This is a genomic window from Rhodococcus sp. P3_B8, from assembly GCF_056402775.1.
Genome location: NZ_JBFUGT010000013.1, coordinates 31,064 through 50,842 on the forward strand (window position 1 = coordinate 31,064; position 19,779 = coordinate 50,842).

A 19,779-nucleotide genomic window follows, 5' to 3' on the forward strand; every position below is an offset into this window, starting at 1 on the left:
CCGAGGAAACGGCGGAGAGACGCGGAGAGGGAGTGCGCAGCGACTACGGGACCCCTAGCGTGATCCTGGGGAGGGGAATCAGTGTTTGCATCCTGGCCCGTGGACTCGTGTGTGTGGTTCGCCGGGTTGCCGACCGACCCCCGGTTGGAGGCGACGAATGCCGGCGGGATGCATGCCGGTCGGCGGTATGGCGTCAGACCGGGATCGTGACTTCCTGGCTCGATTCGACCCGGTGGACTCGCAGCGACAACTCCCGCATTCCTAGAGAGGGGAGCATCCCGACGAAGGCCCGGCCATGTTCCGAATCGGCATGCTGATCGAGCGCTGACTGCGACTCCCATTCCTCATAGACGTAGAAGACCCCCCGTGCCACTAGGTCAGCGCTGATAACAAACGAGATATTGCCCGCATCGCGGACCGACTTCGCCACTAGCTCCCCGATTGCGGCGCTGGCCCGGTCATGGAGGTCCTCCTCGATCACGAGGCGTCCACTTTGGACGATTACCGCACCGTCTGGCACCTGCCCGCGCCCCGTCATCTGGTCGATGTCGTCGTGCAGCCTCTGTCGGACATCCGGGGTGAGCGAGACCAGGAACGTGTCATCGCGCAAGCCGGCGAGCAACGCGTCCGCGACCTCGTCGGGGCTCTGGAGGGCCTCCAGCTCGAGTCCGGCTTCGAAGACCTCGGTCGGTATGCCAACTAGGGGAACTTCGAGCGTGTGCCGAGTGTTGGTGATGTCCGGGCAGAGCAAGGTGACGCCCACGCCTTGCGGTGAGAGGTAGGCGTTCAGCGTGCGGGCGAGACCGATCAAACCGGACTTCGACAACGTGTAGGCACCCCCTAACGGCACTTGCTCAGGAAACAGCCCGAGGCTCGATGAGGTGACGATGAGGTGGCCATGGCCTCGCGCCACCATTTCGGGCCCGAACTCGAGGAAGGCACGGACAACGCCGACAGCGTTGACATCCAGAACATGCTCCCACCGCTCGAGAGGGATCTGCTCCAGCGGGCCGGCTACCGAGGTGCCTGCATGGCTCCAGACGATGTCGGTCTGGCCCATCACCTCGGATGTCTGACGGTGCAGGTCTGCGAGATCCTCTGTTCGGGTGGTGTCGCAGGCGACCGAGAGGGAGCGCCGCCCGAGGCCCTCGACCTCGGACGCAACCGCCTTGGCTGCGGACTCGTCGATGTCGGCGACGACGACATCACAACCGGCGCGCGCGAGCGCGAGAACACCGGCTCTGCCGATGCCGGCTCCTCCTCCGATGACCACTGCTGTCTTGTTGTGAAGATCCATTTCAACGTGCCTTTCAGACGGGTTGGCTCAGGGTGGTGGTGAGATTTACGCCGTCAGGCGTTTCCCATTCGTTGACGTTCTGGTAGCCACCGGCACCGGCAAGGTAGTCGACGAAGACGCCCTCCGGATCGCGGTCGGCACGGATCACCTGCAGGCGCGCCCACGCGTCATCGCTCAGGCATTTCACCCTGCGGTGTTGCTGGTCGGAGTCGCCCCAGTACTGCCCCTTTGTGTAGGGCTCCAAATGCTTCATCGCTCCGAGCGACCACTGCCGGTATTTTTCGTCATCCGCTGCGTCGCTGTAGATGATGTACACCCCGACCATCATTTCGGTCATCAACGACATGGCCTGGTCGGGTCCTTCGTGGGGAAGGGTGTACTGGAAGAAGGTATGCCCGGGCTCGTTGCTGGGCCGGTCCATGACCAGCGTCTGTGCGGCCGCAGCGATCTCGTCGTACGGTCCTTCGACCCAGGCGGACTCGACCCGGTAGCGGAAGCCCTTGGGATGGGTGACGTCGACGAACTCGTACTCGGACTTCATCGTCGTGGGTTGAGCATTGTTCATGATCAACGCGTGCTCGCAGTAGGGTGCGGTCGCCAGGGGTGCCAGCGCCTGCTCGGCCTCTTCGCGTGTGTCGCAGAAGGCGAGTCCCCACACCGCGAAGACGTAGCCTCCCTCGTGGCCGGGGATTTCGAACTGTGGATTCATCGATACCGCGACCAGGTGGACGCTGGGGGCGATGTCCTTCTGCGCTGTGGAGAGCCACTCGAGAATCTCGGCATACCGCTCCACGGGATAGATCTGCATCGTCCCGGTAAGAGCCTTGGGCAACGGTCGGGTCTGGAGGTGGAACCGGGTGATGACCCCGCAGAACCCGGGCCCCGCTCCGCGGGCCGCCCAGAAAAGGTCCGAGTTTTGTTCGGCATCTGCGCGAACAAGGTCGCCGTCGGCCGTCACGACATCGATCGCCAGAACCTGCTCTGACGCCCAGCCCCAGCCCCGATGATTCCATCCCATGCCGCCTTGAAGCAGGAAGCCGCCGATACCGACCGTCGGGCACGGCCCGCCGGGGAAGAACCGTCCGAACTGCTCGAGGTAGACGCCCAGCTCGCTGCCGCCCTGGACGGACGGGGTCACGCTGACGATGCCGGTGTTCTCGTCGAGAGAAAATTCCTTGTAGCCGCCGAGGTCGATCAGCAGGGCATCGTCCCGCACGCCCCACACCGGGAAGCTGTGGCCGCCAGACCTTATGCCGACCTTCCAGCCGCGTTCCCTGGCCAACCGAACGCCCTCAACGATGTCGTTCTCGATTTCGGCCATCAGGACGGCCGGGGGAAAGCGGTCAGGATATCGACTGTGGAACACTCGGCCGACGCGAGCATTCTCGTAGCCCTCATCGTCGCGCTCGAAGAGGGTTCCGGTGAATCGGGCCTTGGCCGTGAGGGTCGGGATGTCGATCATGGATGGTATTTCTCCTGTACTGAGGCGTGCGCAACTCGGTCTGCCGCCGGCGACATCGCGTGCTGGCAATAGGTTTGAAATTGTCGGTGTCGACGTTTATCGGGTGCCCGTGCCATCCGGCGAGGTCGGTGTCGAATCCCATCTGGGGTTCCGGGGCCGGTGCTTCGCCGTGACCAATGCCCGCTCGCGAGATGTCCTTTCACGGACGATGAGTCCGCCATAGTTGGTGCTCGGGGGTCATCGTCTTGACCCTTCCTTCTGATGAGTGCTGGTGTGCCCGCAACATTGTTGTGGCCTGCTCGGAGAGAGCTCGAACTGTGGGCGCGTCCAGTAGCCATGTCCATCGCCGGTAACCGAGCAGGCACGAGATGCGCTCCCAGAATTGTGTTCGGTCGATCCCGAACTGCACCCAGATGTCTTCTGACGATGGTCCGTCGAACGGTAGCCATTCGATGGCGAGTTCGAGGATTAGTTGATCGTCGCAAGGGCGGGCGGCAGCTTTCGAACCTCTACCGGCGCTGCCACCACGTGGGGTTTCGTTGCTCATGCGGATGTTCAATCTGTGAAAGCCGTGTTAGGGATTGACGGCCGTGAAGGGCAGACGCGTACGGTGTTCTGCCCGGGAACGGTTTTGGACACCGTGTGTTCTATGGTGATGCTCCGCGGGCACCGAACCCGCTCGCACGGAGCGGGTTCGGTGCATCCGTCAGACTATGGGGCGCGCCCGATGTGTTGACGGCTGAAGCACGTCGTGTGGGCGGTCTATTGCTGTGTGGCGTACTCGGCGAGGTTGGTCTCGAAGCCTGTTTGTGTTCCGAGGGCCAAGACTTCACCGTTGTCGATGTCTTCTTGCCATACGAGCGATCCCGTGGAGGTGTGCAGGGGGTGGTCTTGAACGGTGAGGATGCGGGCTCCTTCACCGCTGATGGTGTGTGCGTGCGCCGCCCATCCGGGTGCGGACAGCATCAGGTCGCCTGCGGACCAGTCGAAGCGCTGGCCTTCGACGATGCTGTATCCGTTGCCGGCGAAGTGGTAGTTGATGGCGGAGCTCATGTGCCGGTGGGTTCCGCCGGCGAAGTCGCCACCGATCGCGGTGATGGTGGCGAAGAACGAGGGTGTGGTGCCGTTGAGGCGTCCGGTGGAGGGGTTGTACAGGCAATACAGTGGCCGACCCGTGTATCCGGTTTTGAGGCCGAGGACGCCGCTGAGGTGTTGGCTGACCTTCGCCCAGGCGAAGAGGAGGGGGGAGTCGGTGATCGGGTCGGGGTCGATGATGTGTTCGTAGGGCAGGAGTTGGCTGCCGTCATCGCCCAACGCGATAGCGGGAGCGAGGTCTTTCGCGCGGCGTCCTGGTGCCGAGACGACATCGTGGTCGTGGGTTTCGACGGTGCTGCCGAAGTCTTCGTAGTAGGCAGAGATGGCTTCCAGCAGTGCCGCGTTGGTGTAGCGCAGATACCTGAAGGCGGTGGTGCCGTTGTTGGCCAGCGCCTCGAGGTTCATCGACGGCTTGGTCCACACGTCTTGCTGGACCACGCGCATGGTGCGGGCCCCGATGCTGACCGTGCCGTTGCCGGCCAGACACATCGACAGGCCGGTGGTGTTGGCGCGTACGGGGACGGTGGATTCCCCGGGCAGGAGGACACCGAGGCTGACCTGTGTGGCGGGGGCGAGGCCGCGGACCCCGTTCGGCGCTTGCGGATGCACGATCAGCATCTCGCGGCGGCCCCGGTCATCGGGTTCGCCGGCTTCGAGTGCGGTGAAGGCGGTGTCGATCTCGGCGGCGCTGATCATCAGCGGGGACCATTGTTCCCGCCGGTATGGGGGTGCCTGGCGACTGTCGAGCAGGTGGGCGTGCGGGCTCATTTCTTCTCCTGGATCGGATCGGTGCTGTCGGGTGTGGTGGGTTCGAGGGATATGCCGGCGGTCTCGGGGGTGAACCGCATGACGAGGGCGCCGAGGAGAGCGGCCGATGCCAGGTAGCCGACGAACAGGTACGAAACGTTGTGTTGCGCGGTCCACTGCTGCAGGTAGGGGGCGGTTCCGCCGAACACGACGGCCGAGAGCGCATAGGGCATGGCGATGCCTGAGGCGCGTACGCCGGTCGGGAACAGTTCGGACAGGACCGCCGGCAGGATCGAGGCGACGAAGGCGAACAGTACGAGCGCGATCGTCATGGCCAGACCGAATTGCCATGCGCCTTGTCGGGCGAGGTGGTCGAGGGGGAAGGCGGTGACGGCGACGCCGAGGCCGTAGATGTAGAAGCTGCGGCGTCGACCGATACGGTCCGACAGGGAACCGAGCAGCGGTAGGACCGAGGCGCTGACGGCGAGCGCGATCACGCCGGCCCACAACGCTGCCGTGGGGTCGAGGTGGGCGACGGAGATTGCCCAGGTGGGTCCGCTCACTGCCCAGGCGTAGAACATGGCGGTGACCGATGCCATGAGCAGGAACACCCGGGTCCCGGAGGCGCGGTAGGTCCACAGATTCGCAAAGACAGATCGTTTCGGGCTGGCGTTCCGGGTGGGGGCCGCGGTGGCGGATGTGAAGGCGTGGGTTTCGTCCATGCCGCGGCGTAGGTAGAGGGTTACCAGGCCGAGGGCGGCGCCGAGGAGAAATGGCAGGCGCCAACCCCAGGTGGCCATCTGGTGCTCGCTGAGAGCGGTGGTCAGGAGGGCGCCCATGATGGTGGCGGCCATGATCGCGAGGAATCCGGATACATAGATCGCGGAGGACCACAGGCCTCGCCTGGCGGGAGGTGCTTCTTCGGCGATGTAGGTGTAGGCGGCGGCGACTTCCCCGGTGTGTGCGAGGCCTTGCAGCAGTCGAGCGACGAGAAGGACTGCGCCGGCGAGAACACCGACGGAGGCGTAGGTCGGTGTGAGACCAATGAGGAGCATCCCGGTCGACGCGCACGCGATCGCTACGAGCAGTGAGTGCTTGCGGCCGAATCGATCGGCCATCCACCCGAAGAGGAGTCCGCCGAAGGGACGGATCGCGAATCCCACGCCGAAGACCACCAGGGTGGACAGCAGTGCGGAGGTGGCGTTCTGGGGGTTGAACAGTGCCTTGGCGAAGAAGGGGGCGAAGACGGCGTAGCAGGTCCAGTCGAATACTTCGAGTCCGTTGCCGAGTGTGACACCGATCAGGCTGCGCCGTTGCCGCAGTGCACTGGTGGGCGTTTCGGCGGGGCTGCCGGGAAGCGGCGTGCTCGTGCTCGGGTCAGGACGATCGGTGGGCGGTGCGGTCATGGCACGTCCTCGTTCAGTGGTAGATGTGGTCGGCGTGCAGCACGGCTGCACGCTGGTCGACCAGTTGTTTGCGGATCTTCGCTAGGGCGCCTTGGGCATTGAAGGCGGTGGCCCCCACCGTGATTCCGTCACGCGAATAGGTGAACACCCGAGCGGAGTGGGAAAGGTGCACTGCGTCGACGTCCACCGCGGTCAGGTTCGGGTCGCCCACGTGCTGGATCCGGGTGCCGTGCTGATCGGACCAGAGGAACGGCACCGTCGCCGCGTGGCGTGGTGAGTGCGGATGCCCGATGTTGTGCGCGGCGATCCCGGCGTGCTCGCGGGCGTTGGTCCAGTGCTCCACTCGCATCTCCTCGCCGTAGCGGGGGTTGAACCAGCGGGCGACGTCACCGATGGCGTGGAGGTTCGATGTGCCCTTCACCCGCAGGTCGGGGCCGCACACGAAGCCGTCCCGGATGGGGAGCGAGGAGTCGGCCGCCCAGTCGGTGCAGGGCGTGGTCCCGATCCCCACCACCACTACGTCGCCGACGATGGTGTCCCCGTCGTCGAGGTTCAACTCGACGGCTCGCCGATCTGCGTCATAGGACGCACCGTGCACGGCGGTTCCGCATCGCACGCTCACGCCATGTTGTGCGTGTAGTGCCGCCAGCGCGTGGGAGACCGGTTCCGGCATCACCCGGGCCGCGATCCGTGGTCCGGCCTCGATGATGGTGACGTCGAGGCCGAGTTCGCGCGCACTGGAGGCGATTTCGGAACCGATGAATCCGCCGCCGATGACGACGACGCGTGGGCGGCGACGCAGGTCGTTGCGCAGTGCAGTCGCCTCGGCGAGGGTTCGGAGATAGTGCACGCCCGGTATCCCGGCGAGCTGGGGGAGGTGGCGGGGTGCGGAGCCGGTGGCGAGGATGGCGCTGTCGTAGCGGATGACGCTCCCGTCGCCGAGGGTGAGTGTCGACGCCGCTGGATCCACGGCGACGGCCTGTGTTCCCCGGAGGTAATCGATGCCGTGTCCGATGTGGTCGGTCAGGGTCGGTGACGGGAGGTCGGTGTTCGACAGCACCGCCTTCGACAGTGGTGGCTTGTCGTACGGATCTTCGTCTTCACCGTCGACGAGGACGATGCGGCGGTGCGGGTCGTTGTGTCGTAGCGCCGCCGCCGCTCGGATTCCGGCGACGGAGGCGCCGACGATGACGGTGGTGGCTCCGGCGTTCATGGTCAGGACTCGGAGATTCGGATAGCCCGGACGGGGCAGTCGGCTTCGGCTTCACGAAGGCTGTCGTGGTCTGCCTCCGTGGGGTGGCCGGGCTGGGTGAAAGCGATGTTGGTGTCGGGGTCGAGGTCGAAGACGTCGGGCGCGGCGACCAGGCAGTTTCCGTAGCCATTGCAGGCCGCGGTGTCGATGTGGATGCGCGGTGTCATAGTGCTTCAGCTCCTGGGTGCAGCGTCGATGAAAGCCAGGGGGAGTTTTCGTAATCCGAAATGTGTCCCGGCCTCGATGGCCGTGAAGGCGGGGTCGGCCGCCAGCGTGATCGGCGGATACTGGCAGAGGGTTTCGAGAAGGATGCGCAGTTCGGATCGGGCAAGTGCAGATCCGACACATTGATGAATGCCCCACCCGAATGCCAAGTGGCCTCGTGCGGAACGGTCGATGTCGAACGCCGTGGGGTGCTCGAACTGGTGGGGGTCGCGGTTGGCTGCGGCATTGAGAAGCAGTACCCACGAGCCTGCCGGGATGGTGGTATCGCCGACATCGACTGCGCGATTGGTGCGGCGGGCGAACATCTGTGCAGGTGTACGGAGCCGCAGCATCTCCTCGACGTACCGTGGTGCGACACTGGGGTCGGCGCGAAGCCGCTCCTGCAAGGGCAAATCCGATGCCAGCAGATACAGCAGGGTGCTCACCGAATTCAGGGTTGTCTCGTGGCCGGCGACAGCCAGCGTCAGAAGCACCGAGTGTATTTCTCCGATGTCGATCGGGCGTCCGTCGACTTCAGCATCGAGGAGCCAGGTCAGGTAGTCGTCGGGCCGACGGGCGCGGTGCTCGTCGATGTCGCGGTCGAGGGCATCGACCAGCGCCGCGCGGCCTCGAAGCTGAGACTCGGCCGTCCCGTCCTTCCAAATGTCCTCGGTCAGTTCGCGAAAGCGCGCCACGGTTGCCGGGGAGAAACCGACAATCTTGGTGAGCACGCGCAGCGGAATCGACAGTGCGACCTCAGCCACGGCGTCGCCTCCACCTGACTGGTAGAACGCGGCGACGACCTCGGAGATCATCGAGGTGAGCCACGGCTGCAAATCACGTATCGAGTCGGGAGTCAACGCTCGCGTCAGCAACGACCGATAGTGGGTGTGCACCGGGGGGTCGTAGTCGATCGGTATCGACGACATGCCGTCCACCATCGGGATCCGGTGACCAGAGGCAGAGGAGAAGGTCTCGTGGTCACGAAGCGCCTTCTTGACCTCCGAATAGCGACTGATGATCCAGTATCCGCCGTGGAGAGGCGAGTAGGTCGCAGCGCCGGCGGATAACAAGCGCTCGTACGCGTCCCAGAGGGTCGTGTCATTCCAACCCGGACTCAGGTGATCGAATTCGAATCCTCCGGTCGGCGAAGTCATTTGCTCGCCCTCGGCTGTGTTGGTCGTGATAGTTTCCGACACCGGGCAATGCGGTATCCGGTCTCCCGTGCCGATAGTGGACATGGTCCGGTCCTTTCGTGGGCTCGCGACGGCCCCGCCTCGAAATCAGTGCTCCAGGTCACACTAAGAGCGCACCGCTATATAAACAATTACCGAATTGGAGATAAGGGCATAAGTCGCCACTTATTCCGCAGATCGACAAGCGAATAACCGTCTTCTTATGGATTCATCAGAAAGATGATTCTTGCCTTATGTCGCGGGAACGATAGTGTGATTGCGATCACTATCCACCTTTGTGCGGGGAGTTCCGCGCAGCACTCGAAGAGGACCACCATGAAGCCGAGAACCGAAGACCCTTCGCAGCTGAGCCTCGGGTACTTCTTTCCCAGTGGAAAGACAAATTTCCTGTACTCGGACGAAGCTGCTCGGCGAACACCGGCGATGACGAAAGCGAACCTGGTCGAACTCGCCCAAGCGGCCGAACGGGTGGGCTTCGATTCCTTGTTCATCGCTGACAACTGGTCCGGGCACCAACGTGTCGCCGAGGGGTTCGGGCACCAGTCGCCGGCGTATCACGCGCCGTTGCTGGCCATGGCTCTGCTGGCAACGACGGAGCGCATCGGCGTCATCTCCACGTTCCACACCACTCACCACAAGCCCGCTCATGTCGCTCGAATGGGCGCCACGCTCGATGCGTTCAGCGACGGGCGGTGGGGCTGGAACGTGGTGACGGGATTCAGTGCCGACGAGGCGGCACTGTTCGGGGAGCCGTTCATCGACCACGACGAGCGTTACGTCATGGCAGCCGAATTCGTCGACATCGTCAAAAGATTGTGGACCGAGCACGAACCCATCGACGTCGACGGCAAGTATTACCGCGTGACGGGACGGATCAAAAGTCCCCGGCCCGTGCAGGATCCGCACCCCTTGTTGGTCAGTGCGGGCGCGTCTCCGGCGGGCGCCGAGTTCGCTGCACGGTTCTGCGATCAGTTGGTGACGTTGGCAAACACCGAGGAGTTGGTGCGTGAGGTCGATCGTCGGCTGGCTGCGTTGACCGAAAGTAGTAAACGAGCGGTGGGAACGTGTCCGTTCTCGATGGCGATCGTGCGCCCGAACGAGGGCGAGGCCGAGGAGGAATATGCGCGTCTGCTGCAGACTCTCAACGTCGAGGCCACCAAGGAGATCGCCGCTGATGTGCTCGGATCGATCGAATCCTCGCGGTCGATGTACGAGAAGATGGGGGAGGGCGAAGCCACCCGCGCGTTCGGCGGTGCCGGCTCGGTTCTGCAGCTGATCGGAACCCCCGAACAGGTCGCGGAGAAGATCATTTCGCTCAAGCGCACCACGGCGACAGCCAATGTGCTGATCAACTTTCCTCTGTGGAGTCCGCAGGAGCTGGAGTCGTTCTCACCGGTGTTGCCGTATCTGCGGGAAGCGGGAGTCTGGTCGCCGCCGCAGGAGCGGAACTGGTCGTGGTGACAGTGCGTGACCGCGGCGTCACCGGGATCGGAGAGCGTCGCGGATCTCGTCGACGGCCGCTTGCTGCAGTGGCGAGAAGAACTTGTCCCGCCGCCACAGCAACGCGATACGCTCGGTGAGTTCGAGGCCGGGAACGGCCAACTCCTGTAGTCGGCCCGCGGCGAGGTCGGATTCGACGACGTAGCGCGGGGCGAAAATCGCCCACGCGTTCTCGGCGGCGGCCTGCTTCATCGGTTCGGCATGCCCGAATCTGATGATGAAATTCGGTTCGATATCGCTGAGCCGGGTGAGCTGTTCCATCAGGTTGCGTTGGTAGATCACCTCCCGCGGCGCGCCGACGAACGGCAGCGCCAATGCCTCGTCGAGGGACAGCGCCCTCGACGAGGCGACGAGGCCCGGCCCGGCGCAGAGGGTGATCGGCTCGGTGCGGATGACGTCGGAGGACATGGTGTCCGGGAGGTGCCGCTGATCCCAGGTCACGACGGCGAAGTCCGCCTCACCGGTTTCCACCGCACGCAACGCTTCGTTGGGTTGCGAGCTGGAAAGGGTGAGGTCCGCACCGGGCCGGCCGCGCTGGAACCGGGACAGAATCGGCGGGAGGAGGTAGCTGCCCACCGCCATGCTCGATGCGATGGACGCGGCGCCGCCTCGCCCCGATCCGAGTTCGTCGACGTCGCGCCTGATCTGGGCCGCCGAGGCCAACATCTCCTTCGCCCACTGGTTGGCGCGTTCGCCCGCTTCTGTCAACAACATTCGGTTACCGCGGCGGACGAACAGCTTTGCGCCGAGCCATGATTCGAGAGCCCTCAACTGTCCCGAGACGGCCGGCTGGGCGACCATCAGCACTTCCGCGGCTCGCGTAACACTTCCCTCCTCGACGACGAGCCGGAACACTTCCAGGCGTTTGAGCGACAGTTGCGCTTCCATGGTCCCTCTATAAGCAATCAATGATGCGTGTATCGATATCTTGATATTTGCTTTATACCACGGAATCTCTATTGTTAGGTGCATCACAGCCTCAGTGGTATGGATCGCCGATCCGTTCCGCGGGAATGAGGACCACACACCCCGTGCGCACCGATTGCACGGGTGTGTCCGCCCTCGAACACACAACTGGCAAGGAACACGATGAACGTACCGTGGATAACGGAACAGCAAGTACGCGAAAGGGTCTCGATCCTCGACGCCATCGAGTCGGTCACCCGATCGATTACCCGTGAAGTCGACGGCACCGCCCGCAACATCCCGAAAACGATGACGACCTGGGAGCCGGCCAGCAGCGCGCACGCTCTCGGTGCCTATGACGAGGGCGCCGGCCTCGTCGCGTTCAAGACCTGGGTCAACACTCCGGCAGGTGCCTCGGCGCTGATGACGCTGTTCGACGCCACTACCGGTACCCCCCGTGCGGTGCTCGAGGCCGGTGCGCTGGGTGGGATGCGTACCGCGGCGGTCTCCGGGCTGGCGACACGCCTGATGAGTGCCCCCGATGCGTCCGAGCTCGCCCTGATCGGCAGCGGACGGCAGGCATTGGGACAAGTTGCTGCGGTGTGTGCAGTTCGACCGATCACCCGGGTACGGGTGTGGAGCCGCTCCGAGAACAGCCGGACCGGTTTCGCGGCAACGGTGCGCGAAAACCTCGGCATCGACGCCGTCGCGGCCCCCACACTCGCCGAGGCCGTCGACGGGGCCCCCATCGTCACCCTCATCACCCGAGCGACGGAACCGTTCCTCCCGCGAGGACTGTTGTCCCCGGGAACGCACCTCAATGCCGTCGGCGCGATCTTGCCGAGCAACGCCGAGTTCGATCCCGCGTTGCTGGCCGACGCCGACCTGGCGGTCGTCGACAGTATCGCCAACGCACGTCGATCATCCCGGGAGCTGACCGAGTACTACGGCGAGGACTGGACCCCCGTCAAGACCCTCGGCGACCTTCTCACCGGTGCGGTGGTGCGTCCGCTGCACCCCGTTTTGACGATCTTCAAAGGACTCGGGATGGGTCTGGCCGATCTGGCGGTGGCAGCAACGGTGCTCGAGTCGACCAATCGCGAAGGAGTACTGGCATGAGATTCCGCACCGACACCGCACTGATCACCGGATCGATCGCACCCTTGATCACCCCGTTCACCGATAGCGGGGCGCTCGACACGGCAAGCCTGCGCCGACTGGTCCAGTGGCAAATCGCGGCCGGATCGCACGGATTGTCGATCGGTGGATCAACCGGGGAGCCGGCCGCACAGACCGTCGCCGAGCGGATCGAGGCGATCGAGGTCGTCGCCGACGAGATCAACGACCGCGTTCCCTTCATCCCTGGAACCGGATCGGCCAAGCTGGACGAAACCCTCGAGATCACCGCAGCCGCTCGTGCCGCCGGAGCCGATGCGGCCTTGATCATCACCCCGTACTACGCGCGACCCACCCAAGAGGCGCTGTACCGGTGGTACGCCACCATCGCCGGGGAGTTCCCGGACCTGCCGATCATCATGTACAACGTTCCCTCGAGGACCGCCGTCGAACTGGACCCCTCCACGGTCGCCCGCCTCTACCGGGACTTCGACAACATCGTCGGTATCAAGGAAACAACGAAGGACTTCGAACACTTCTCCCGGGTGATTCACGAAGCCGGAGAGAATATCTCGGTGTGGTCCGGCATCGAACTGCTCTGCCTTCCCCTGCTTGCACTCGGCGGTGTCGGATTCGTCAGCGCCGTCAGCAACATCGCCCCCCACACGGTCGCGCGGATGTACGAACTGTGGACATCCGGTGATCACGACGGTGCCCGCGCACTTCACTACGCGCTGCACCCGCTGGTGGACCTGCTGTTCGTGGAGACCAATCCGGCACCGGCCAAGTGGGTCCTGCACCAGCAGGGACGGATCGCCTCACCGCACGTGCGGTCCCCGCTGATTACGCCCACATCGACGGGCATCGACCGGATCGAGACCCTCCTCGGTCAGGCCTCGACCATCCTCACCGAAGAAAAGGCTTTCTGATGCGATTGGCAACGGTCGAACAGGACGGTGATCCGCGGACCGTCGTCCTCGACGCAGACGGCCGACCGCGGGACGTGACCGGGCTCACCGGTGTGGTGACCGCTGACGTCGACATCGACAAATTCGCTGCTCTGACGGATCAGGATCTCCACCGATGCCCGGTGATCGATCTCGACCGGATCACCCGTTGGCTACCGCCGGTCACCGATCCGCGGCGGATCCTCTGCGTCGGTTTCAACTACCACAACCACGCCGTCGAGATGGATAAGGAACCGCCGCAACATCCCACGTTCTTCGTCCGTTTCCCCTCGTCGCTCGTCGGGCACATGGAGCCGGTCGAACGAACGCCGGCGTCCGACAGTTTGGACTGGGAGGGGGAGATCGCGATCGTCATCGGCCGCGGCGGCCGGAACATTCGGGCCCGAGATGCGGCGCACCACGTCTGGGGCTACACCGCCTTCGCCGACAACAGTGTCCGGGAATTCCAACTCCACGGAACGCAGGCCACAGCGGGAAAGAACTTCGACCGATCCGGGTCGGTCGGCCCGTGGCTGGTCACGGCGGACGAGATCGCCGACCCGAACGCCCTGGAAGTACACACCTACCTCGGCGACAACCGGGTACAGGCCGGGGTTCTCGCGGATCTGGTGTTCGATGTTCCCTCGGTCATCGAATATGTCAGCACATGGACGACGCTGACCCCCGGAGACATCATCGCCACCGGCACGCCGGCCGGGATCGGTTACCGGCAGGATCCGCCCAGATACCTACAGCCCGGGGAAGTGCTGACCATCGACATCCCCGGCGTCACTCGACTCGTCAACCACATCCGCTGACGTAGCGAGGAGGAAGAACATGACGACATGCTCGACAACACCGCACGAGGACATCGCAGCATCACTGAAGGAGGTGATGGCTGCGGTCTGCACCCCGGTCTCGGTGGTGACGGCGATGGACGGTGATCGACCGCACGGAACGACCGTCAGCGCCTTCGCATCCTTGTCGATGGCACCCCCCATGGTCCTGGTCTCGCTCGACCGGACCTCCGAGCTCCTCGGAATCATTCAGCGCGGCAGACGGTTCGGCGTCAACATCCTCGGTAGCGCCCAGTCGGCGGCAGCAACGACTTTCGCCCGCAAGGGGACCGACAAATTCGCCGACACACCGTGGACCCTGGCCGGTGGTGTTCCCCGTTTGACCGGCGCACCGGGCTGGGTGGTCTGTGACGCGTCCTCCTTCGTCGAGGGTGGAGACCACATCGTCGTGTTGGGCGAGGTTCGTGAAGCTGTTGCCCACGACGGATCGCCGCTCACCTACTTCCGCCGCGATTTCGGTACCCACATGTTGCTCGGCCAGGAGCACCGGTGACCCCGGATCGGGCAGGCGATCACGCGGTCAACCGGGCCGTCACGGCGCTGCGGGCCGGCGGCATGGTCGTCGTCCTCGATGGCGACGATCGCGAGAACGAGGGCGACCTCGTGGCCGGTGCCGACACCGTCAGCGCCGAGCAGATAGCTTTCATGGTCCGCCACACCACCGGCATCCTCTGCGTTCCGATGACCACCGAACGAGCCGATCAGCTCGAGTTGGCGCCGATGGTGCCGGTGAACACCGACACCCACCAGACCGCCTTCACCGTCACCGTCGACCACATCGGCGCCGGGACCGGGGTGTCCGCCAGCGACCGCGCGATGACCGTACGTGCCCTCGCCCACTCGACCAGCGTCCCCGCTGACTTCCGTCGCCCCGGACATGTCTTCCCGCTTCGCGCCCGCCCGGGAGGTGTCCTGGAGCGGCCTGGGCACACCGAAGCCGCAATCGACTTACTCACCCTCGCCGACCGTGCTCCGGTCGGGGTGATCGGGGAAATCGTCGCGGAGGACGGCTCGATGCGGCGGGGGCCGGATCTGCGCCGATTCGCGGACAGCCATGGGCTGCCCATGGTCACCATCGCCGACCTCGCGCAATCCCTGCATCCGGAAACAGGACCCGTGGACAGACTCTCGACCTCGCGCATGCCCACCGCCTTCGGAGAGTTCCAGGCAATCGCGTACCGGTCGAGCGATGACGGAGTCGAGCATCTGGCGTTGGTGATGGGAGACGTGGCCGCGGCCGCCGAGAGTGAATCCGGTGCCCTCGTGCGCCTGCACAGCGAATGCCTGACCGGCGACATCCTCGCCTCGACCCGGTGTGACTGCGGCAGCCAACTCGAGCAGGCACTGATGGCGGTCAGCCAGGAGCAATGCGGCGCAGTGATCTACCTGCGGGGGCACGAAGGCCGTGGCATCGGTTTGGCGCACAAGATCCACGCCTACGCGCTGCAAGATTGCGGGATGGACACCGTGGACGCCAACCTCGCCCAAGGCCTCGCCGCCGACGCCCGCTCGTACACGGTCGGAGCCCACATCCTCAGGGAACTCGGAGTAGTCAGAGTGCGCCTGTTGACCAACAATCCGGCCAAATGCGCAGCATTGACCACCGACGGACTCGAGGTCCTCGCCCGCGTCGGGCTCTCGACCAACGCGACCACCGACAATGTCCGTTACCTCCGTACCAAACGCGACCGCATGGGCCATGTACTCGACATCCCCGATATCACCGACTCTGAAAGAAGCGTGCTGTGACCGCTCATCTCGGCGATCAGGTCCTGACACCCCTGAACTTTCTCGAACGCGCGGAGGCCATCCACGCCGATCGCACCGCCATGACCTACCACGCCCAATCGTGGTCGTACGGCGAGTTCGCGGTCACCGCCCGCCGCATGGCCGGCACACTCGCAGGCCACGGAGTCAAACCCGGCGACCGCGTCGCCGTCCTGGCCTCGAACACCCCGCTGATGCTGCTCGCGCACTTCGCCGTTCCCTTGGCCGGCGGCGTGCTCGTCACCCTCAACCACCGCCTGGCCGCACCGGAACTGAAGTACATCGTCGAGCACTCCGGCGCATCACTCATTCTGGGCGATAACGAATTCAGCGCCGCCGCAGAATCCTTCGGCATCCGGACCCTCGCCGCCGAACAGGTCCTGGACGCGGACGGACCCGAACACGCGCGCACGGTCGAGGACGAACGCAGCCTCATCTCGCTGAACTACACCAGCGGCACGACCGGCCGGCCCAAGGGCGTCATGTACCACCACCGCGGCGCCTACCTGCAGGCGCTTGCCATAACCCACCACGCCAAACTCGGCCTCGATACCGTCTACCTGTGGACCCTGCCGATGTTCCACTGCAATGGCTGGTGTTTTCCCTGGGCAATCACCGCCGCGGCAGGAACACAGGTCTGTCTCGATCGCCCCGACCCCGACACAGTATGGGCCCATCTGCGCAGCGGGGGCATCACCCACTTCAACGCCGCTCCCACCGTCCTCACCAACCTCACACAACATCGTGAGGCAGACAACGGGCCTCTCGGCAGAATCGTCGAGGTGGGAATCGGGGGAGCGCCGCCGTCCCCCACACTGTTGTCCGAATTGACCGCACTCGGCATCCACACCACCCACCTCTACGGTCTGACCGAAACCTTCGGACCTGCTGTGGTGAACGAACCACGCCCCGAATGGAACACCCTCAGCCATACCGATCTCTCCAAAGCAATGGCTGTCCAGGGCAACTCCAACATGGTCGGCACAGGAATCAGGGTCCTGGACACCGTCGGCAAGAAAGACGGCGCCCCGATCGCCGACGTCACCGCTGACGGCACAACTCTCGGGGAGATCGCTGTCCGAGGGAACACCGTCATGCTGGGCTACTACAACGACGACGCAGCGACCGAGGCCGCCCGGATCGGCGAATGGTTCAAGACCGGCGACCTCGGCGTCATGCACCCCGACGGATCGGTGGAAATCCGGGACCGCGCAAAAGACATCGTGATCTCCGGCGGAGAGAACATCGCCACGGTCGAAGTCGAACACGTACTCACCTCCCATCCCGCGGTCGCCGAGGCGGCCGTCATCGGCGTCGCTGATCCGAAATGGGGCGAAGTTCCGGTGGCTGTCGTTGCGCTGCGGCCAGGCGCGGACGTGTCCACCGAAGACCTCATCTCCTACACACGTACCCAACTCGCAGGCTTCAAGACACCCAAACAAATCTACTTTCGCGAACTGCCCAAGTCCGGAACGGGGAAGATACTCAAACACGTTCTCCGGGGGCTTATTGCACCGGGAGACGAACAGGTGCTGCAGGTGGATCTGCGGGCGAGCACCTGAACCTGTTCACAACCGATTCCGCGATGCTGCCCATGTGTCGCCAACCAAGGTAAGCAGCGCGGCGTGCGCCGCCCTGCGAGATGCACACCGGACGGTGACCCAAGGGAGCGGGCCTGCTGAGTGTGCCAGCGGCGATCTGCCGGGACGGCGCCAATAGTGCCAGGTCGCCGAATAGCCGTGCGAGGGTAACCGCTCAGGGAGGAGGCCGCATTCGTGGATGCGGCCTCCTCACAAGACGTGAAAGCTACGGAACGAGGTACCCCCCATCGACGGGCATTGTGATGCCGGTGACGAAACTGGCCTGATCGGAAAGCAGCCAGGCCGCCGCGGGAGGAATCTCCTCAGGTCGACCCATTCGATTCATCGGGCTGGCGGTATTGAACTTTGCGGCGATGTCGGGGGGCGTCTGCGCGAGCCCGCCGATGAGCATCTCGGTGGCGGTGGATCCCGGCGCGATGGCGTTGATGCGGATCCCGCTCTGGCCGTACTCGAAAGCTGTCGCCTTGGTCAAACCGATAACACCGTGCTTCGCCGCAATGTAGGGCGCAATTCCGAAGTTACCAACGAATCCACCTACGCTGCTCGTGTTGACGATGGATCCGCCTCCCGAAGCAAGCATCGCTCGGATCTCGTGCTGCATCGACAAGAACGTGCCTTTGAGGTTGACCGCCAGGACGCGGTCATAATCTTCGTCGCTGTAGTCGTGGAAGTTGTCCAGCGTATTGAAGCCGGCGTTGTTGAACGCTGCATCGAGCCGGCCGTACGTCTCCACACAATGAGCGACCGCGGCCGCGATCGTGTCACCGTCAGTGACATCGACGAAGAGGGATTCGACGTGATGGCCCTGTGCGCGCAACTCGTCACGAAGAGCTGTCGTGGCTTCGAGGTTTCGTGCTCCGAGCACGAGGCGCGCTCCTTCGGCAGCGAAGTGGCGGGCGGCGGCGGCGCCGATGCCCTGGCTGGCGCCGATGATGAGGGTTGCTTTGCCGGTGAGAATCCCGGTAGTGGTGGTGGTCATGACGTGGCGTTGCCTTTCGTATTTCCTTGCGAGGGGACGTCGAATGAGTACTCGACGCCGAGGGTCGATGCGAGAGCATCAACGGTGGAGGGCCCGACGATCTGGCAGTTGACGTGTTCGACGGTTGCCCGCGCGGCGTCATCGGCGACTTCGAATTCGCCGTGCCAGGCGACGCGGGTGCGGGCGTGCGGTCCGGCCGGGAGTGCGGTGACGGTGACCGAGGTGCGGGAGGCGCTCACCGGAATCGGAGGAGTCCCGACGAAGGAATAGGTGAAACTCCGACCCTGGTGATCCAGCTCGACAAGGCGCTCGAGAATGCGTGAGCCATCTTGGAGGTGAATCTCGCGGATTGCGCCGGGGGTTTGCGCGGCACCGTCGACGATGGTGCAGCCGGTGACAGTGGGATGCCAGGACATGTTGCCGAAGTTGCCGGCCAGTGCCCATACCTCCATTGCGGATGCGTGAATGACGGCAGCGAGATCGTGATGAATGCGCATCGGCATCAGATCGATCCGCCATTGTTGGCCAGGAGAATTTGGCCGTTGACCCAGCCGGCGGTGGGGGCCGCGAGAAATGCCGCGATGCCCGCGATGTCCGAGGGATGCCCGAGTCGCCTCACGGGCGCGGCCGCGGCGAGCGATTCCATCATGCCTGTCGGCGCTCCCGCGACGACTTCGGAGTCGGCGGCGAGGAATCCGGCAGCCACTGGGCCGACCATGATCGAGTTGACTGTGATACCTCGGCTGCCGAGTTCGTTTGCGAGCACGCCGACTGTCACGTTCGCACCGGCTTTGGTGGTTGCGTATGCGGAGAACCCGGCTGGCGTGAACTTGACCGTGCTGGAGGTGATGTTGATGATCCGGCCGCCGTCGCGGATGGTTCTCGCGGCCTCCCGGAGCACGAAGAAGACCGAGCGAGTGTTGACCGCCAGTAGCCGGTCGAACTCCTCGGTCGTGACGTCGGCCAAGGGAGTAAGGGGTGCAGTGACGCCGGCGTTCGCAACGACGATATCGACACCGCCGAAGTGAGCCGTGGTCGCCGCGAACAGTGCTGAAACCTCGGAGCTTTCAGTGAGATCGGCCCGGACTGCGAGTGCCTGTGCGCCCCGGGATCGAAGCGACGCCACGGTGTCCTCGGCCTCGTCGCGGCGGCTCCTGTAGTGCACGACAACGGAGGCACCGTCTGCGGTCAGTGCCTGTGCGATTGCTCGCCCGATGCTGCGGGGTGCTCCGGTCACTATCGCGACCTTCCCGTTCAGTGGCCCGCTCGGCCGCGCCGACGGGTAATCCCGAGTCGAGTTCTCCATGGACGTTCCTCCGAGTGGGGCAGTAGATGCCGAGTTCGTGACTGTGCGACCTCGAGCGATGTGAAGTGGGAACGGCTATATCGTCGACCGGCAACGCGATGACAACCAGGCCCTGCTCGGCGGTAGGACTCGCAGTACCAC

At 64.4% G+C, this 19,779-nt stretch carries 18 protein-coding genes; 7 read left to right on the forward strand and 11 right to left on the reverse strand.

Translation table 11 applies throughout. The features are described 5' to 3' along the window. Positions 1-193 precede the first annotated feature (193 nt). The 7 genes from AC1D1G_RS08110 to AC1D1G_RS08140 form a co-directional block, all read right to left on the reverse strand. Complete coding sequence (locus AC1D1G_RS08110) at positions 194-1,297, reverse strand: SDR family NAD(P)-dependent oxidoreductase (RefSeq protein WP_477951684.1); 1,104 nt, start codon at positions 1,295-1,297, stop codon at positions 194-196. 13 nt (positions 1,298-1,310) lie between these two features. Beyond that, entirely contained in the window at positions 1,311-2,759 is a 1,449-nt protein-coding gene (locus tag AC1D1G_RS08115; RefSeq protein ID WP_477951685.1) for an FAD-binding oxidoreductase, read from the reverse strand. A gap of 762 nt (positions 2,760-3,521) precedes the next feature. Then, positions 3,522-4,622, reverse strand: coding sequence for a cupin domain-containing protein (locus AC1D1G_RS08120; protein ID WP_477951686.1), 1,101 nt, complete (start codon positions 4,620-4,622; stop codon positions 3,522-3,524). After that, positions 4,619-6,007, reverse strand: a complete 1,389-nt coding sequence (locus AC1D1G_RS08125; protein ID WP_167118160.1) for an MFS transporter — start codon at positions 6,005-6,007, stop codon at positions 4,619-4,621. Before AC1D1G_RS08125 ends, AC1D1G_RS08120 begins: the two co-directional genes overlap by 4 nt. A gap of 13 nt (positions 6,008-6,020) precedes the next feature. Next, positions 6,021-7,220 (reverse strand): NAD(P)/FAD-dependent oxidoreductase, encoded by a 1,200-nt coding sequence (locus AC1D1G_RS08130; protein WP_477951687.1) that lies wholly within the window; start codon positions 7,218-7,220, stop codon positions 6,021-6,023. Between the two features lie 2 nt (positions 7,221-7,222). Then, positions 7,223-7,426: a ferredoxin gene (locus AC1D1G_RS08135; protein WP_167118166.1), complete on the reverse strand. Its 204-nt coding sequence runs from the start codon at positions 7,424-7,426 to the stop codon at positions 7,223-7,225. Positions 7,427-7,432: 6 nt separating this feature from the next. After that, positions 7,433-8,278 (reverse strand): cytochrome P450, encoded by an 846-nt coding sequence (locus AC1D1G_RS08140; protein WP_477951688.1) that lies wholly within the window; start codon positions 8,276-8,278, stop codon positions 7,433-7,435. Between the two features lie 696 nt (positions 8,279-8,974). On the opposite strand from AC1D1G_RS08140, the gene AC1D1G_RS08145 reads away from it, so the two are divergent. After that, on the forward strand, positions 8,975-10,120 hold the full coding sequence (locus AC1D1G_RS08145) for an LLM class flavin-dependent oxidoreductase (RefSeq protein WP_477951689.1): 1,146 nt from the start codon (positions 8,975-8,977) through the stop codon (positions 10,118-10,120). Between the two features lie 18 nt (positions 10,121-10,138). Here AC1D1G_RS08145 and AC1D1G_RS08150 read toward each other — a convergent pair whose 3' ends face one another. Continuing rightward, positions 10,139-11,047: a LysR family transcriptional regulator gene (locus tag AC1D1G_RS08150; protein ID WP_167118175.1), complete on the reverse strand. Its 909-nt coding sequence runs from the start codon at positions 11,045-11,047 to the stop codon at positions 10,139-10,141. A 201-nt stretch (positions 11,048-11,248) separates the two neighbouring features. Between AC1D1G_RS08150 and AC1D1G_RS08155 the strand changes: the two genes are divergently transcribed. The 6 genes from AC1D1G_RS08155 to AC1D1G_RS08180 are packed head-to-tail and all read left to right on the forward strand — an operon-like array spanning position 11,249 to position 17,314. After that, on the forward strand, positions 11,249-12,184 hold the full coding sequence (locus AC1D1G_RS08155; protein ID WP_095869934.1) for an ornithine cyclodeaminase family protein: 936 nt from the start codon (positions 11,249-11,251) through the stop codon (positions 12,182-12,184). Continuing rightward, a complete protein-coding gene (gene dapA, locus AC1D1G_RS08160) occupies positions 12,181-13,110 on the forward strand; it encodes a 4-hydroxy-tetrahydrodipicolinate synthase (protein WP_167118178.1) in 930 nt (309 codons plus the stop codon). Before AC1D1G_RS08155 ends, dapA begins: the two co-directional genes overlap by 4 nt. After that, the gene (locus tag AC1D1G_RS08165) at positions 13,110-13,946 is read left to right on the forward strand and encodes a fumarylacetoacetate hydrolase family protein (RefSeq protein WP_095869936.1); all 837 of its coding nucleotides are present in this window, start codon (positions 13,110-13,112) and stop codon (positions 13,944-13,946) included. The genes dapA and AC1D1G_RS08165 overlap by 1 nt, the downstream gene beginning before the upstream one ends. 19 nt (positions 13,947-13,965) lie before the next feature. Next, entirely contained in the window at positions 13,966-14,478 is a 513-nt protein-coding gene (locus tag AC1D1G_RS08170; RefSeq protein WP_167118184.1) for a flavin reductase, read from the forward strand. Further along, positions 14,475-15,734 carry a 3,4-dihydroxy-2-butanone-4-phosphate synthase gene (gene ribB, locus AC1D1G_RS08175; RefSeq protein WP_346842862.1) on the forward strand — a complete coding sequence of 420 codons (1,260 nt, stop codon included), beginning with the start codon at positions 14,475-14,477 and terminating at the stop codon, positions 15,732-15,734. Before AC1D1G_RS08170 ends, ribB begins: the two co-directional genes overlap by 4 nt. Further along, positions 15,731-17,314: an AMP-binding protein gene (locus AC1D1G_RS08180; protein WP_346842863.1), complete on the forward strand. Its 1,584-nt coding sequence runs from the start codon at positions 15,731-15,733 to the stop codon at positions 17,312-17,314. Before ribB ends, AC1D1G_RS08180 begins: the two co-directional genes overlap by 4 nt. Before the next feature lie 244 nt (positions 17,315-17,558). On the opposite strand, the gene AC1D1G_RS08185 is transcribed toward AC1D1G_RS08180, so the two are convergent. Genes AC1D1G_RS08185 through AC1D1G_RS08195 form a run of 3 tightly spaced genes read right to left on the reverse strand, consistent with a single transcriptional unit; the run spans position 17,559 to position 19,638 of the window. Beyond that, positions 17,559-18,332 (reverse strand): SDR family NAD(P)-dependent oxidoreductase, encoded by a 774-nt coding sequence (locus AC1D1G_RS08185; protein WP_477951690.1) that lies wholly within the window; start codon positions 18,330-18,332, stop codon positions 17,559-17,561. Further along, positions 18,329-18,835, reverse strand: a complete 507-nt coding sequence (locus AC1D1G_RS08190) for an SRPBCC family protein (RefSeq protein WP_477951691.1) — start codon at positions 18,833-18,835, stop codon at positions 18,329-18,331. Before AC1D1G_RS08190 ends, AC1D1G_RS08185 begins: the two co-directional genes overlap by 4 nt. Beyond that, positions 18,835-19,638, reverse strand: coding sequence for an SDR family oxidoreductase (locus tag AC1D1G_RS08195; RefSeq protein ID WP_167118193.1), 804 nt, complete (start codon positions 19,636-19,638; stop codon positions 18,835-18,837). Before AC1D1G_RS08195 ends, AC1D1G_RS08190 begins: the two co-directional genes overlap by 1 nt. Positions 19,639-19,779 lie beyond the last annotated feature (141 nt).

Excerpts from the sequence above, each read along its gene's own strand:
- AC1D1G_RS08165 (WP_095869936.1), top strand. The coding sequence starts at position 13,110 with ATGCGATTGGCAACGGTCGAACAGGACGGTGATCCGCGGACCGTCGTC.
- dapA (WP_167118178.1), top strand. The coding sequence starts at position 12,181 with ATGAGATTCCGCACCGACACCGCACTGATCACCGGATCGATCGCACCC.
- AC1D1G_RS08110 (WP_477951684.1), bottom strand. The coding sequence starts at position 1,297 with ATGGATCTTCACAACAAGACAGCAGTGGTCATCGGAGGAGGAGCCGGC.
- AC1D1G_RS08150 (WP_167118175.1), bottom strand. The coding sequence starts at position 11,047 with ATGGAAGCGCAACTGTCGCTCAAACGCCTGGAAGTGTTCCGGCTCGTC.
- AC1D1G_RS08125 (WP_167118160.1), bottom strand. The coding sequence starts at position 6,007 with ATGACCGCACCGCCCACCGATCGTCCTGACCCGAGCACGAGCACGCCG.
- AC1D1G_RS08185 (WP_477951690.1), bottom strand. The coding sequence starts at position 18,332 with ATGACCACCACCACTACCGGGATTCTCACCGGCAAAGCAACCCTCATC.
- AC1D1G_RS08120 (WP_477951686.1), bottom strand. The coding sequence starts at position 4,622 with ATGAGCCCGCACGCCCACCTGCTCGACAGTCGCCAGGCACCCCCATAC.
- AC1D1G_RS08170 (WP_167118184.1), top strand. The coding sequence starts at position 13,966 with ATGACGACATGCTCGACAACACCGCACGAGGACATCGCAGCATCACTG.
- AC1D1G_RS08115 (WP_477951685.1), bottom strand. The coding sequence starts at position 2,759 with ATGATCGACATCCCGACCCTCACGGCCAAGGCCCGATTCACCGGAACC.
- AC1D1G_RS08140 (WP_477951688.1), bottom strand. The coding sequence starts at position 8,278 with ATGATCTCCGAGGTCGTCGCCGCGTTCTACCAGTCAGGTGGAGGCGAC.
- AC1D1G_RS08190 (WP_477951691.1), bottom strand. The coding sequence starts at position 18,835 with ATGCCGATGCGCATTCATCACGATCTCGCTGCCGTCATTCACGCATCC.
- AC1D1G_RS08135 (WP_167118166.1), bottom strand. The coding sequence starts at position 7,426 with ATGACACCGCGCATCCACATCGACACCGCGGCCTGCAATGGCTACGGA.
- AC1D1G_RS08145 (WP_477951689.1), top strand. The coding sequence starts at position 8,975 with ATGAAGCCGAGAACCGAAGACCCTTCGCAGCTGAGCCTCGGGTACTTC.
- AC1D1G_RS08195 (WP_167118193.1), bottom strand. The coding sequence starts at position 19,638 with ATGGAGAACTCGACTCGGGATTACCCGTCGGCGCGGCCGAGCGGGCCA.
- AC1D1G_RS08155 (WP_095869934.1), top strand. The coding sequence starts at position 11,249 with ATGAACGTACCGTGGATAACGGAACAGCAAGTACGCGAAAGGGTCTCG.
- AC1D1G_RS08130 (WP_477951687.1), bottom strand. The coding sequence starts at position 7,220 with ATGAACGCCGGAGCCACCACCGTCATCGTCGGCGCCTCCGTCGCCGGA.